The organism is Paenibacillus sp. FSL H7-0350, from assembly GCF_038593195.1.
In the GTDB taxonomy this organism is placed as follows: Bacteria; Bacillota; Bacilli; order Paenibacillales; family Paenibacillaceae; genus Paenibacillus_AQ.
The window spans coordinates 7,107,398-7,122,478 of sequence record NZ_CP151972.1 but is presented as its reverse complement, the minus strand read 5'-3'; the positions used below and the strand labels follow the sequence as shown (position 1 = coordinate 7,122,478).

The 15,081-nt window shown below is 53.6% G+C and carries 7 protein-coding genes; all 7 read right to left on the bottom strand.

What is annotated here, in order from left to right; translation table 11 throughout:
- Positions 1 to 62: 62 nt before the first annotated feature.
- Positions 63 to 1,016 (bottom strand): radical SAM protein, encoded by a 954-nt coding sequence (locus tag NYE24_RS31855; RefSeq protein ID WP_342477557.1) that lies wholly within the window; start codon positions 1,014 to 1,016, stop codon positions 63 to 65.
- Between the two features lie 160 nt (positions 1,017 to 1,176).
- On the bottom strand, positions 1,177 to 2,427 hold the full coding sequence (locus NYE24_RS31850; protein ID WP_342477556.1) for a stalk domain-containing protein: 1,251 nt from the start codon (positions 2,425 to 2,427) through the stop codon (positions 1,177 to 1,179).
- 141 nt (positions 2,428 to 2,568) lie between these two features.
- Complete coding sequence (locus NYE24_RS31845) at positions 2,569 to 3,525, bottom strand: nucleoside hydrolase (RefSeq protein WP_342477555.1); 957 nt, start codon at positions 3,523 to 3,525, stop codon at positions 2,569 to 2,571.
- A 246-nt stretch (positions 3,526 to 3,771) separates the two neighbouring features.
- Entirely contained in the window at positions 3,772 to 4,953 is a 1,182-nt protein-coding gene (locus tag NYE24_RS31840; RefSeq protein ID WP_342477553.1) for a MalY/PatB family protein, read from the bottom strand.
- 86 nt (positions 4,954 to 5,039) lie between these two features.
- Positions 5,040 to 5,402 (bottom strand): response regulator, encoded by a 363-nt coding sequence (locus tag NYE24_RS31835; protein WP_036702328.1) that lies wholly within the window; start codon positions 5,400 to 5,402, stop codon positions 5,040 to 5,042.
- Between the two features lie 166 nt (positions 5,403 to 5,568).
- The gene (locus tag NYE24_RS31830) at positions 5,569 to 6,258 is read right to left on the bottom strand and encodes a serine protease (RefSeq protein ID WP_342477552.1); all 690 of its coding nucleotides are present in this window, start codon (positions 6,256 to 6,258) and stop codon (positions 5,569 to 5,571) included.
- A gap of 30 nt (positions 6,259 to 6,288) precedes the next feature.
- Positions 6,289 to 15,012, bottom strand: a complete 8,724-nt coding sequence (locus tag NYE24_RS31825) for a chitobiase/beta-hexosaminidase C-terminal domain-containing protein (RefSeq protein WP_342477551.1) — start codon at positions 15,010 to 15,012, stop codon at positions 6,289 to 6,291.
- Positions 15,013 to 15,081 lie beyond the last annotated feature (69 nt).

The following is a 15,081-nucleotide window of genomic DNA, read 5'->3' as shown; positions in this document are numbered from 1 at the left end:
GTTAACTATGCCATCATACACCGCTGCACTGACTCTCTCTGCTGCCAGATCCGGTAAATGAGCTATACTCCTTGCGGGAACAAAGCGTCCAGCGCCGGGCAAGGCCGTTTCTCCAGATAGTCCGACAGCGGTGCCGGCATGTTGCTGTACAAGTCCTTCAGTGACATTCCGTTATAGATATTGCCAATAATGACCGGGTGGCACAGCTCGGAGATCAGAATGTCGCCGTTGCCGTGCAGATGAAGCTGCTTCATCCCTTCAATGCAATGCGGGAAATAGACGCCCGGCTGCTCCTCGAAGCCCATTGCGTCCATGAACCGGTCCATACAGGTGAAGTAGAGGGTGGTATCCGCCGGCTTCCGCGCAATCAGCTCATTGACGGCATTCTTCAGCTGTTCCCGGGCGGCAATCGCCTTCCAGCCGGTATGTCCCATGATAATGCTATTCTGGATTTCATGCGTTCTTACGCCCATAGAGTAGACATGCTCGCTGATTTCCTGCATATGGTCCTGCGTCTCATTGAACAGCAGCGTCTCCAGGACGACATTCACATTTGTTTTGGCGAACATGGTGATGTTCTCTCTAATTTTGTGGTAGATACTCGGATGAATATTATAATACCGCGAGAAGCCCTCAGCCGTGGTGAAATTAAAAGAAATATGAATCGTCGTCAGACCTGCGTCCACCAGTTGTCCGATCCGCTGCTCATTCAGCAGACTGCCGTTCGAGTTGAGCTGGGTCTGAATGCCCCTGGAGGTACAGTAGGCGACAATCTCCACGCAATCCTGAAACTTCAGTGTAACCTCTCCGCCTGACAGGCGCACACGCTTCAGATTAGGCAGCTCCTCCAGAATGCGGATGACCTCCTTACCGTCAAGGGTCTGGCCGTCATTTCTATTGTAAGCGCAGCAGTAATCACAGCGGAAATTGCAGTTCGAGGTCACGCCGACTTCCAGCCCTTCCAGCTCATACGTCATCGGCTTATCCAGTTCCAGTGCTTTATATTTTGTACTCATATTCTATAGTCCTCCTTGGATGTGCAAACATTCGCAATAAGTTAACTATAGAATTATACAGGTAAGCCCGCGAGGTTAATGTGACATTTGATATTTGCAAAAAGACTGCCGCATGGGTTAAGGCTCACCATACGGCAGTCTTCATTAATAGATGTACCTATTACAGCTCGATAGCTTCTCCCATCCGGCTCAGCACCGGCTGGCCGATGATCCCCAGACGCCAGATCGCAATTCCCTTAAGGCCGTAACGCTTAGCCAGGCCGATCTTGGCATTGACGGAGGCTTCGTTCTCACTGTAGACCGATATCCCGAGAATCAGCTTCTCCTTGCTGACCTGCTTCAAGGCCAGGCGGATGCTCTCATCGACCTTATTCATCGGCTCCGGCCCGGTCTCCCCTTCATAGGCGTAAGCCATGATAACCAGATCGTCCGCAAGTGTCCCCAGCGTCTTATAATCATACCCCTTGTAGGAGCTGTTCAGCGGATGCAGAATGACGGTCAGCTTGAGGCTGGCGGCGCGGGCGGCTGTGGAGAGATTTTTGACAAAAGCGTTATATTGACTCTGCACCAGGGCCTTATCCCCCGTCAGCCCCAGTCCTTCAAGATCCAGTCCGATGCCCTTAAATCCCTTCTGCGAGGCCAAATCGACAATACTGGCAATCGTCTGCTGCTGAAGCTGCGGGTCCTCTAGATTCTTACTCAGCTCAAGTGTTGAGTCACTGGAATAGACCATCAGGTAGGGAGCGGTCCCTCCCGCCGCCGCATTCTGCACAATCGACTCCGGCGTAACCTCGCCTGCCGCCTCCGGCCACCAGAAATCCTTGCCTGTGGTGGTGAACTGGCCGTCCTTGCCAATCCGCGCCCAGCCAAAAGCAACCGCATCAAAGCTTGGAATAAGCGAGACCTCACTGTACGCCTTCTGTGCGTAGAAGCCTAAGGTATACATGTCCCGCTTCGGGGAGGTGATGGACACGGTCTTGGACGCCTGATCCCAGGAGGCTGCCGCCCCGAACTGCTGGCTGAAGAATTTGAGCGGCAGCATCGTCGTTCCGCGGATATCCTGCGGTGCTACTTCCAGCTTCACTACCGCCCCGTTCACGACGGCATTTTTGCTGCCGAGCGTCAGGACGACTACAGTTGGAGCGGCACCAGCTGCGGCCTTCCGGGTGGCAGTGATTTTGCGGGCCTTCTGATCCCATTCCACCTGAATGCCCAGGGCTTCAGAGATGGCGCGGAAGGGCACCATGGTCGTTCCGTTCATCATCACCGGCTCTACCGGGAACGGCAGCGGATAACCGTCCAGCATGATACTGACACCCGCAGGTGCAGCATGGACCGCACTAGCCGGAAGTGCCGAGAGGCTGCCGAGTGAGATCGCTGCGCATAATACTATTTTGGCCAAATGCTTCATATAAGTAAGTTCCCCATCCTCTTAGATAGATTGTGAATCTCTCAACCTTACATCCCCTACTATTCTAGCAAACTAGATAAATATAGCAAATGAAGAGATTGTAACCATTGCAGATTCACCCGTCCGGGGTTCTCCTTACACCTACATGAACACGCTCAAAAAGACACCAACAGCCCGTTCAGCATCCACCTCTACAGCCACTTCGATGAATTCTCCTTCTTTGGGCTGTGCCCGCAAGTCTGCTACGACCATACCGGAGGTGAACGCCCCCTGATGCTCTACACGGACCTTCATCCGGCGGCAGGTTACCAGATCCGGCTGCAAGGCAGCCATCAGGGCCAGCGGATCATGCAGCGGAGCGCTGTTAATGAGATAGTTCGCCTCGCGGTAAAATTTAAAATAATACGCCAGCGACTCTTCCATAAAGTCAATGACCGCCTTATTCTCTTCCCGTCCATGCCGCCTCAGCAGCTCCACATGCTCTGAAGTGATCCGTGTCTGAAGTGTCACATCCAGCCCGATCATCATTACAGGCAGTCCTGAAGTGAATACACGGTCAGCCGCTTCCGGGTCGCCCCACAGATTGGCCTCGGCTACCGGCGTAACGTTGCCCGGCTTAAAGACCGTTCCGCCCATAACCACTACCTTCTTCAGCTTGGAGGTCAGCTGCGAGTCCAGATCCAGGGCCAGCGACAGGTTCGTCAGCCGTCCGAGCGTCACCAGGACCAGTTCTCCCGGATTCGAATCTGCCATCCGCACGATGAACTCTGCCGCCGTCTCTTGCACCGGCACCTGCCGGGAGGGTGGCAGCTGAACGCCGCCAATGCCATTCTCCCCGTGAACATGGGTGGAGAAGCCGGTTAGCTCACGCACCAGCGCCCGGGAAGCTCCCAGCGCTACCGGGATTTCATAGCCCGGAGCCGCAAGCTCAAGCAGCCGCAGCGTATTCTCCGCCGCCTGCTGCACATCAATGTTGCCGAACACCGTTGTAATCCCCTCGACCACTACCCCCGGTGCCCGGAGCGCATACAATATGGCCAGTGCATCGTCTATTCCTGTGTCACAATCGATGATGATTCTAGTTGTGCTGTTACTCATCTCTATTTCTCCACTCCCTATATTAACTTTGCTCTCTAGGCTTAGTCGCACTGCTCATCTTAACATGGGGTTACCTGCGGCTCAATATGGTTTGTACACAAGCAGAAACGGCTACGCCGTCCTTAAGAGGACGGTATCCGTTTCAGCGAGAAATAGAAGGATAATTTATCGTGTGAAACATATAAATTCTTATATTTAAACAAAGAATCCGCCAGCCTCATCAGGCGACGGATTCTTCATTACATATTATCGGGTTACATAAGCGGCCGCCGCCCCAGTGAACCGCTCCAGCGCTTCAACCAGCACGGAACGCGGGCAGGCCAGATTGATCCGCAGATGGCCTTGGCCTTCCAGTCCGAAGACCGAACCTTCGTTAAATGCCACCTTAGCCTCACGGTACATCAGCTGCTTGAGCCCGTCTGCATCGAGTCCGAGGGCCCGGCAGTCGATCCACAGCAGATAGGTGGCTTCCAGCTGCATAGGCTTCACCTGCGGAAGATGCTCGGCCAGATAGGAGATGGCGTAGTGAGCGTTGCCGTTAATGTGCAGGATCAGCTCATCCAGCCATTCTTCCCCTTCGTTATATGCCGCTTCCACAGCCTCTGGCGAGAAGAATGCCGACATGTGCAGGCTAAGCGTCTTAATTTTATAATCGAACTTCTGTTTCAGCTTCGGGCTGGAGGTGACGATATATGAGGTCTGCAGACCCGGCAGATTGAAGGTCTTGGTAGCCGCCAGTGTGGTCAGCGTAATGTCAGACAGCTCCGGGGACAAGGAAGCGAACGGAATATGCTTGTGTCCGGGCATGATCATGTCGCAATGAATCTCATCCGAGATCACCGTTACCCCATACCGCAGGCATAGCTCGCCGAGACGCAGCAGTTCCTCCCGTTCCCATACTCTGCCGCCCGGATTATGCGGGTTACACAGCAGCAGCAGCTTCGCACCACCCGCCATCAGCTCTTCCAGCTGGGCGTAGTCCATGACATAACGGCCTGCTTCCAGCTTCAGCGGATTCACCGCCACCTTGCGGTCATTCATCCGGATCACATCATAGAAAGGATAGTAGACCGGCGATTGCACAATCACCTGATCCCCCGGCTGGCTGAACAGCTCCACAGACAGGCTGAGTGAGGTTACAATCCCCGGAGAATCAGAGATCCACTCCTCCTGAATCTCCCAGTCATGGCGTCTGCGGTACCAGCCGGCAATTGCCGCTTTGTACGAGTCGCCCGACACACTGTAGCCGTATATTCCTGACTGTACGCGGCGCAGAATCGCTTCCTGTACCGCAGGAGGGCTTGCAAAGTCCATATCGGCCACCCATAGCGGAAGAATCTCCTTGTCTCCGAACAGCTTCTCGGACTGGTCCCATTTGTAGGAACGGGTATTGCGGCGGTCAATGATACGGTTAAAATCATACTTCAACTAAAATCACCCATCCTTTCTGCTTGTCCGTACATTGTACCATGGGCAGAGACATCCGGCATCCTGATTCCATCCGCCAGCCTGCTTCAGCTTCCCTTGCGCAGCCGCTCCAGAGACTGGCCCAGCCGGACCTCCTCCAGCGGCTTCAGCACATAATCCACAATGTCCTGGTCGAAGGCCCACAGGGCATGCTGCTTCGTCTCTGTGACCACTACAATCTGAATATCCGGCAGCCTTTTCTTCACCAGCTCGGCTACAACGACTCCTTGGTGGCCGGGCAGCTGAAGATCCAGAAACAGCACATCAGGCTGCAGCAAGACAATCCGGTCCACAACATTCTCGGGATAAGCAGACATGCCGATCACATTTACCTTGCCTGTATGCTGAAGCATCGATGACAGCTTATAGAGATCCTTCTGATTCACATCCAGCAAATAGGCTTTAATCACCCGGGTTCCTCCTCCTTCCATAGGGATGCATTACGATTATCAAGCAGCTTGTACATTCTTGTTTGTAAAAAAATTGCTGTCCCCGCGTTTGCCAAGAAACGCTTAAGGACAGCCATAGTCGGTATTATATTGCAGCCTCAAGTGTAAGCTGCTTCTGGTAATGCTTTTAGTTGAAGGAAGCTGGCAGCAGGCTGCGCAGATCCTCCATATTCACAATCAAATGAATGTTATTCATTGTCCGCAGGGAACCGGAGATGATACCCGCCAGCTCGCCGTGCGTATCCAGCAGAGGCCCCCCGGACATTCCGCTTGCCACCTGGGCCGATGTTAGAATCCGGCTTCTGCCGTTAATGTCGGCTGCCGGAGTGTTGACGATCCCCTCCGTGATGATCGCTGTATTCTTAAGCGGATACCCGAGGGCATACACCGCTTCACCATGTCTCAGCTTGTCCTTGCGTAGCGGCAGATAAGCATAGGCATTATCCTTTTGCTTCATCGCGGCAGGACTTGGCAGTTCAAGGATGGCCACATCCTTCAGCTCGTCGGACTTGATGACTTTAATCGGACTGATCACCGTTCCATCCGCCATGACTCCTTCAATGCGCTGTGCGTTTTTGACCACATGATACGCCGTTGCTGCGGTACCGGCCGGAGTCAGGATGATTCCTGTTCCGGTGGAGCTTGCAGTACCGTCGCTTTTCAGCACACGCAGATAAAAGATCGCCTTACTCGCTATTCCATAGCTTTGTTCAGCGCTAAACGCCTCAGGTGTATCTGCACTGGTGGTGTCTGAATAGAAGAGTATCGCCGAGATCAATGAGAGGACCAGGCTTACGGCAAGCAGCTTTGTTTTCATCCGCCGATCTCCTTTACTTATGAATTTCTGTTATTTCACAACCGACATGATGTCTTTGTAAGCCCAGTGAGTAGCTGGAAGATCCTTGAACTGTACAGAGGTTACCGTCAGCTTCTTCGTGCCGGCAATCCGGTTGATCAGCACTACGGCCTGCGCACGGGTAATCGGTGTTCCCGGCTTGAAGGTTCCGTCAGGGAAGCCTTGCACGTATCCTGCCTGAGACAGGGCATTCACGTACTTCTCTGCCCAGTGGCCCTGCAGATCCTTCTGCTTGGTCACGCCGTTCTGAGTTACATCGAGCTTCAGCACGGTTGTCATGATTTTGGAGAATTCCGCACGGGTCAAGCCCTTGGTTCCGCCGAATCCGCCATCCGGGAAGCCTTCAATAATGCCGGCTGAGGCGAAGAATCCGGTCAGGCCTTCATTCTCGGCATTGACATCATTGAACAGGTTGCCTACATTTACTTCTTCCATATCAAGCAGCGGTGCAAGGGACTGGATCAGCTCATACCGGGTAATAGCTGCGTTCGGCATGAACAGACCATTCGGATAGGCAGCCATATACTTGATCTCGCCGCTGTTACTCTTCAAGCTGTACTTCGCATTCTCCACCACATATTCAATGGTAATGACTTTATCGTCTTTGTCCGTGATGGCTTTAATCGTCATACTCTTGGTAATCAGCAGCTCACCGGTGTATTTCGTGCTCTTGATAGTCGGAATGCTGCCGTCCGTTGTGTAATAGATCGTCTGCCCTGCTGGAGCTGTCAGCTCCAGCTTGCTGTTCCTCACAATCTTGACCGGAGCTTCACTATCACCAGTTACTGTTGATGTTCCAGCAATCGCGGTAATCGCGGGAGCTGCCGGTGCAGGTGTCGGGCTCGGAAGCGGAGCTACCAGGCCACCGCCACCACCGCCTCCGCCTCCGCCGCCTGGGCCGGAACCTGAGCCGGGATTAGGGACTACAAGCGTCCAGGTCCAGGCTGCAACCGGGCTGTACTCTTTGCCGGGAGCAATGGTAACGGCTCTAACCGTTGTTATGCTCTTAAGAACGATAGGTCCGCTGTAGACCAGGGACGTCTCTGTAGGTGTTGTACCGTCCAGTGTATAGTAGATGCTTCCTCCCTGCTCACCTGTTGCCAGCTCCACCTTCACTTCAGTGGTGAAATTCTTATCTGCAGGAGTTGCAGTTGGTGCAACTGCTGCGCTCGGGTACTGGAGTGCTGCTGTATTAATAGCAATACTTCTGCTCTGTCCTCCAGCAGTTGCCTTCAGCACTGCACTGCCGCCTGATATCAGGCTGCCGGTTGTACCGTTCACTACAGCCTTGGACGAATCAGCGCTCCAGGAGAGTGCTAAGCCGCTGCTCATGTGGAATGCCGAACCCACGCGGTTAATCAAATCCTGCGGGTCCAGGATAACAGCGGCTGAAGCCAGAGTCCCTTCGTCTGTTCCGTTAAAGACTGCAAGTACTGGATAGAAGGTATTCTGGGCTGTCCAGACACCGGCATCCAGGTCTGCCGGCAGATTCGCACCGGTCAGCTCGGTGCCGAGAAGTCCCGTTGCACCGCTGCCGGCTCCGGCTACTGCCTGGCCATTCAGATTGTAGTACGCAATATTATTCTTCAGCATTTGTCTGTTAAAGAAGGAACCGCTGATCGTGGCATTGTCAGATTTCTGTCCGGCAATTCCCCCGAAGAAGGCCTGCAGCGGTTGAATCTTGCCTTTTACTCCAGCCTTCACTTCTCCGGTATTCAGGGAAGAAGTAATGGAGCCGCTCTCTGCCAGACCGGCAATTCCGCCAGCCCATGCAGTAGACATGCCTTCGGCGAGAACCGTGGCGGCAGAGTAGCTGTTCTTGATCTCTCCCGCATTCAGACCGCTGATCCCGCCAGCGATCGCCTGGGCCGAAGCCACACGGATAGCGCCATAGGCCATTGAATCAGTGATGGAGCCTTCCGCACTGTTCTCACCGGCAATTCCGCCTGCGGCCAGTGCAGATGAACCATCAATGTTGCCCTTCGATACAGCCTGGTGAATCACACCAGCGTTACTTCCGGCAATGCCGCCAATCCGGCCTGCTCCGGCTAGCTTCACTCCTTCATTCGTAACCTTCTTCAGAGTTCCCTGATTCACGCCTGTTACCCCGCCTGCGGCAGCACTGCCAGCCACAGAACCGCTGACCTTCACATTCTGGATGACTGCACCTGTGTGGTTGATCCCGGCAGCAATACCTGCATTCACTGCGCCGGAGAGTTCTGCTCCGGTGAAGCTAACATTCAGGAGCTGACCACGGTTATCCTTGATGAATCCGGCTGTCTGCTGCTCAGAGCGCTTCAGCGAGAGTCCGTTAAGCGTATGGCCCTGGCCGTCGAACACGCCTGTAAAGCTGTCGAACGCGGTCCATCTGCGTCCGGCAAGATCGATATCCGCATCAAGCAGGATTGTTGCCAGCTCCGGCTTGTTCGCTGCCGTTCTGTTGAACAGCTTGTAATAATTCAGTCCAGTCTCGTTATAGAACATGACTGCACCCGCAAGCTGTAGCGGAGTTCGCACCGTAATGGATGCGTCCGTCAGGCCGTTCAGGAAGGTGGTATCAAAATCAATATCCCATAATCCCGAGCTCAGCGGGTTAACCGCTGCTGTACTCACGGCAGCTGCGGCTGCACCTGTGTTACGGCCTATGGCACCTAGTGTGCCTGTGTAGGATGAACTAATAATTTTGCCATCCCGGAAGTTATAGCCGACCAGTGCGCCAATATAGACATTGTCGCCTGCAACTGCGGCGGTGATCTGCGGCACATTGGCATAGACACTGGTTAACGTTCCATCACTATATCCGGCAAAGCCGCCGTTATAGGAGCGGGTCGAGGACTTCACCCCGACAGTAGAAATCTTGCTCTGCAAAGCGTAAGACTTGCTGATGCTGCCGCTTCTCTCCACTGCTGCTGCGAAGCCGCCGCTGCGCGTGTCGAAGCCGGTATTGCTTACGTCACCGGAAGCATAGGAATCTGTGATCGAATAATGATCAACAGAACCGGCGAAGCCGCCGACATAAGCACCTAATCTGCCGCTGACATTCAGCTTGCCTGTGGCATAAGACTGCTGAATTTGTCCGGCAAGCGTACCGTTCTCACCCAGGAGTCCGGCGAAGCCGCCTGCATATATCGTATTATCCTGATTGGTATCTGTAATTACTACCGGAAGATCTGAATGGGAATGTGCAATACTCACATGATCCCCCATACCGATAACCCCGCCAGCCCGTGTAGCCGGTACAGATTGGCCAAGTGTTACTGCCGTTCCTAAGGTAAGTGTCCGTCCAGAGCCGGCGATGACTTTACTGTAATGAATCTCGCCGCCTTCTCCCCAGCCCACAAGCCCGCCTACATTATTCACTCTGGTGTTGTCCACATTAAGACCACTTCTGACAATGGTATCTACAATGATACCGCTGCTGTATCCGGCAACTCCGCCTGCATTCACTGTGTTGCCGCCGGTTACCTTCAGCTCTGTAGCAACCTCTGAGCTATAGATGGAAGCATCCGTATTCTTACCGGTCAAACCGCCTGCATAGAGGTCAGCACGATGGTCTGCTCCATTGACTGTGATTTGGCCGTTATGAACCTTGGCAATATAAATCCCTTTATACAGCGGATATGCCTTGCCAAAATCAAAGCCCTGATTGATATCCACGGCTGTGATCGTTCCGGCAATCCCGCCGACCACAACCTCGCCACTCTTCGCCGCTGCCTGAAGATCTGGTGATGAATCCGCATTGTAGATGATGGAATTATCACTCTCGCCCACAATACCTCCGGCAGTGATCACTTCACCGGCGGCCTGTAGGGAAGCCTTGAACTTGGCGTCGTTGATCGCCGTCCGGGAAGCCGATCCGGCAATCCCGCCGAGCACAGCCTTCAAGCTGTCGCTGGTCGTAGCCAGCTTCACACCTGACACTGCTGCATGTTCAACATCGAAGCTGCTGCTGTTATCTACAGAGCGGGCCAGCATTCCGCCGAGTCTGCCCTCCTTAGAGCCAACTACACCACCGGCAGATCCGTTTGCTGTCAGTTGTACGCCGCTGCCGGAGCCGGTTACTGTTACATTACGGATGCTGTTCCCCTGATCGGATTGACCGATCATACCGCCAAGGATGGAGCCAAGCCCCCGCGCTTCCAGGGTTCCGTCTGCAAAGCTTACGGTCAGCCCTTCAGCTTGACCTGTCTGGTAATGTCCAACCAGTCCGCCAACCGTGGCTTCCATTCCCGTGGAGGAAATCCGGTATCTGGAATTCACCTCAAGAGCCAGACCCTTCACATTCCCGTTCTGAACCCCGATAATTCCGCCGATAACGGCATGGTCAGCCGCGCTGCCGATGCTGCCGTCCTTATCGTGGATGACATAAGTGTCAGCTGTAATATCCGCTGTGTTGTCGCCGATCAGACCGCCGGCGATGCCGCCTTCAGCCACCGTCTCAATCCGGCTTCCACCGTCCAGCGTAAGCTGCAGACCAGCAACACTGCCTGAGTTCTGGCCGATGATGCCGCCGACAATACCGCCGCTAACCTTCACGCCGTCAAGCAGCTTAAGGTCCACATTCTTGACCGTGCCCAGGTTCGTTCCGGCCAGTACGCCGGTGTAGCCGTTACCGGCAACCGTAAGCGGCTCAAGATTCATGTTCTGCACTGCAGCCTTGACTCCAATGATTCCGAACAAGCCGGAATGAGTATACACAGGCTGAAGCGTTAAGCCGTCAATCAAGTGGTTCTTTCCTTCAAAGGTTCCTTCAAATGGAGTAGTCTCCTTATCGCCGATAGGCACCCATTGCTTGGACTGAATGTGAATCGGATTCATGACCGTCACCGTTCTGTCCGTAAAGCTGAACTGGTCCACACCGGCAATCGTGCCGTTGACAATTCCCGCCAGACCGGCAAGCTCAGCCTCCGAGGTGATCTCGAAGCCAATCGCATCTTTATCCTTCACGTACCAGTTGATATTGGCATTCACGTTATTCCCGTTGTCACCGCCCACATTGGCCACACGGTTAACTTCAGGATACCGGTATACTGCGCTCAGCGAGCCGTATTTCCAGGCTCCTTCAAAGTCCCAGCCCGACAATCCAGGGAAAACAGCTCTGTCCTTCAGCGTCTCCGACAGAATCGTAGTCAACCGGACATGCACATTCAGCCAGCGGTGATTGCCCTCTGCGAAATCAGGCAGATCGCGGTTGATGTTCAGTGCTTCGTCTTTAATATAGTAAGACTTATAGAGCAGTTCTTTACTTGCATTGTCATAACGCCCGGCGAAGCCGCCGGCATAAGCACTCTTACCCTTCGCTACATTAACCTCTGCAGCTGAGTAGACATTGCTCACCTTACCGTTTGTAATTCTGCCTACAAAGCCGCCGGCGTAAGAATTATTGTTCTCAGCGTTAACACTTTTCGCTACGTAGGAGTTCTTGATGTTCCCGCCGGACAGTTCTCCGACCAGACCGCCGACAATGGTATATATGTTTTTCGCCGTAACTTTGGAAGCGGAATACGATTGCTCCACTGTACCGGCAGTATTTCTGCCGATCAGTCCGCCGAGGTAAACCGAGCCGCTTGATGTTCCTTGAGCATCGCCTGTCACATCAATATCTACATAAGAAGCAATGACAGGGCCAGCATTGCTGCCTGCCAGGCCTCCAGCATGTGTACCTGTCCCTTCAATGGTCAGGTTCGCATTGGAGTAAGTGTAGTAGAGTGTTCCTGATGCCGTATTGACACCGGCCAGACCGCCGATGATGGAGGAATTTCCTCTTGAAATGACTGTGATTTTATCGGTAATGCTGTTGTTGGCAATCAGCGCGCGGTTCTCACCAACCATACCGCCCACAATGGCATTTGCGGAAGCTGCTGAGACCGTACCCAGTACACGGGTATTCTGAATCGTGCTAATAGAGGTTACAGGATTCAGTACAGGTTCATTACTCTGGGCCGCATTCAGGCCCACAATTCCCCCGACATAAGAGGACACTGCACTGGCGTTAGCCTTCAGATTCAGAGCACTTACATACGTGTTCGCAATAATTCCCGAAGCACTGCCGTGATTATATCCGGCTACCCCGCCTGCAGTAGCGCGTGGTGCATTAAGTGTCAGACTAAGCGTTGATCCGGCCAGACGTTCCAGCCTGGAGGCTTCATTGTAGCCCACAAACCCGCCGATATAGGCATCTGTAGCCGCCGGTCCTACCAGAATCAGCATATTCTCCAGGTTGACCATTTTACTGTCACTGCTGATACTGCTGTCCGTTAGTATACCTGCCAAGCCGCCGACAGAAGGCTTCGCTGCTTGCGCCTGAATGAGCATCAAGGCACTATTTTCCGCATTCACTTCCGGCAATGTAATATCCGTTGCTCTGGCAGCACCTGCGATAGCTCCTGCTTTCGCATCCACTGCTGTCAGCGTAATCATCGGTTCAGCACCGGGAACATTCAGTACAGCGGATGCAATGCCTGCACGTGCTTCAGGCGTCGCCGCCCCTTCGGAATGCCCGGCGATTCCGCCTGCTTCAGCACGGACACCATTTGCTTCAATAGACAACTGGGTCACTGTAGCGTTAACCAGCTGTCCGGCATTGAAGCCGGTATTCCCGCCAAGCTGGTTATCCGCACCACTTGCGGTGATGACAACATTCTCCGCATGATTGTACGGAGCGGCTGCGGCCGAATGGTTCTCGCCGAACATCCCGCCGGCTTTTACCGAAATGCCTGTAGCCTTGATGTCAATATGATTCGTGTGACCATTGAACTGGGCAGCCGAGTTATGCCCTGCACCGCCGCCGAAGCTCACCTTGTCAGCCTTCAGCTCTGTGCGGATGTCTTGTACCTGTACAGGCACAGCGGCAGATCCGATTACCGCATCTGCAGTCAGCTTGCCTGCTGCGCCGCCGATTGTATATCCGCTTGTTCCAGCTTCATTCAGGAAGCTGATCCGTGCAGCCTTACCGCCGGTCAGCGTCAGAGGCTTGGTGTTCACGCCCACGAGTCCGCCAAACGTGACATTATACTGCCCGTCTGCTGCACCTGCTACCGCAGCCTGAAGCACCAAGGTACTGTAGCCTGCCGATTCAGCATCTCCCGCAGTAACTCCGCTTACCGTTCCTTGTGCGTTACCGGCGATTCCGCCGACAACGCCGCCAGCCGAGGTCACTTGAAGCGTTGCATATTTAATAGAAGAATTAGTCACGGTTCCTTCCAGATAACCGGCGATTCCGCCGATGGTACCATCGGAAGTAATATTCAGATGACCCGCTGTAGTCTTGCCGGTCACTGCCGATGCAATGGTTCCGCCAATTTCGTAACCCACGGTACCGCCGGTATAGACATCCGCAGTACCTTTAACCATCAGTTCGCCTGTGGAAGAGGTCTGGGTGATGTTCCCGCCTGCATCATAGCCGGCAATCCCGCCGGTATAGACTCCTTTACCGCCGTTAACCGAGATCAGCTCTCTATTCTCGAATACTCCCGCCGTAGCGTTGCTGGTAACCAGCCCGCCTGCGGCATATCCGATGAATCCGCCGGTAGCTACATTCTCTGAGCCTGTTGCTGTAATCTGCTGTGTATTCGCATAAGGATGCGTCCAGGTGAATTTACTGCCGGTATATCCGGCAATCCCGCCAGTATATACGTTTTTTCCGCCGTTATTGGTAACCGGCGCTGTATTCACAAAGGTAATGGAAGCCGCTTCGCTTGCTACCGTACCTGTTGCACCTACCAGTGCCCCGGCTGCCGAGTTCACTGCCGCTGCTGCATCAACGGTAATTGCACCGTTATTGGTAGTCATGTTGGAGAACACGACGGTGTTGTCTACTTTTCCGGCTATCCCGCCTGCCGCAACCTGACTCCCGCCAGCGATAGTAACCGCCGCCGTATTGATGATTGGAGTGTCTTCATCATTTAGACGAAGCGAGCCTGTGGTGTGCCCTGCAATTCCGCCTGCGGTGAGCACGGAACTGTCCGTCCCTTGGGCAAGAATCGCTCCATTATTGACTACTTTTTTGATGATGTTGCCTTTGGAACCGCCATAGCCCATAATTCCGCCAACATCGGCTGAACCATACACCGTAACGGTTCCATTATTGATAGAGTTCGAGATCATCCCTTCGCCCATCCCGACAATACCGCCCGTGTAGGAGTGGTACGGAGAAGCGTCCGAAGTGATATTGATCTGGTTGGTAATGTCAAAAACAATGCTGCTGCCGCTCATTTTACCTACGGCAGAGCCGGCATAGACATCATAGGTTACTCCGGTCACAGAGATGGTGCCTGATTCAAAAATCAGGCCGCCTACTGTACCGCCTTGCATATTTCCTATCAAGCCCTGGTAAGAACGGTTCGCTATTACATTCAAACCGTTAATCTTCTTCATTAATCCTCCTTCCGTGATTAATGTTCCCCGGAAGGGATGCTCGGCCGTACCGATTGGCACCCACTGGTAAGCGGAGAGATTCAGGTCATTCGTAATATCCAGAATCTTACCGCTGAGTCCGTTTACGGTACCTTCATTAACGAGCTTGGCTACACCTGCCAGCTCTGCAGCAGTCTTAATTTTGAAGGTATCATTCGTTGGCACGTACCAATTGGTATCGGCTGCGCTGTCCCAGGTCTGCGGATCAGCCTTGGCCATGATGCCTCCGGCAACTGCGGCAACGACAATTACCGCCAGTGCTATTAGATAACCTATCCATGATTTTCGCTTCAAAGCCATATTGACACCACCTGAATAGTATTGTGATTTGAGGATTCCCCAGCAGAGTGTGCCCGCCCGCTTACGAGC

What these genes read in the sequence shown, in the direction of transcription:
- NYE24_RS31825 (WP_342477551.1), bottom strand. Translation starts at nt 15,012, where the DNA reads ATGGCTTTGAAGCGAAAATCATGGATAGGTTATCTAATAGCACTGGCG.
- NYE24_RS31850 (WP_342477556.1), bottom strand. Translation starts at nt 2,427, where the DNA reads ATGAAGCATTTGGCCAAAATAGTATTATGCGCAGCGATCTCACTCGGC.
- NYE24_RS31830 (WP_342477552.1), bottom strand. Translation starts at nt 6,258, where the DNA reads ATGAAAACAAAGCTGCTTGCCGTAAGCCTGGTCCTCTCATTGATCTCG.
- NYE24_RS31845 (WP_342477555.1), bottom strand. Translation starts at nt 3,525, where the DNA reads ATGAGTAACAGCACAACTAGAATCATCATCGATTGTGACACAGGAATA.
- NYE24_RS31855 (WP_342477557.1), bottom strand. Translation starts at nt 1,016, where the DNA reads ATGAGTACAAAATATAAAGCACTGGAACTGGATAAGCCGATGACGTAT.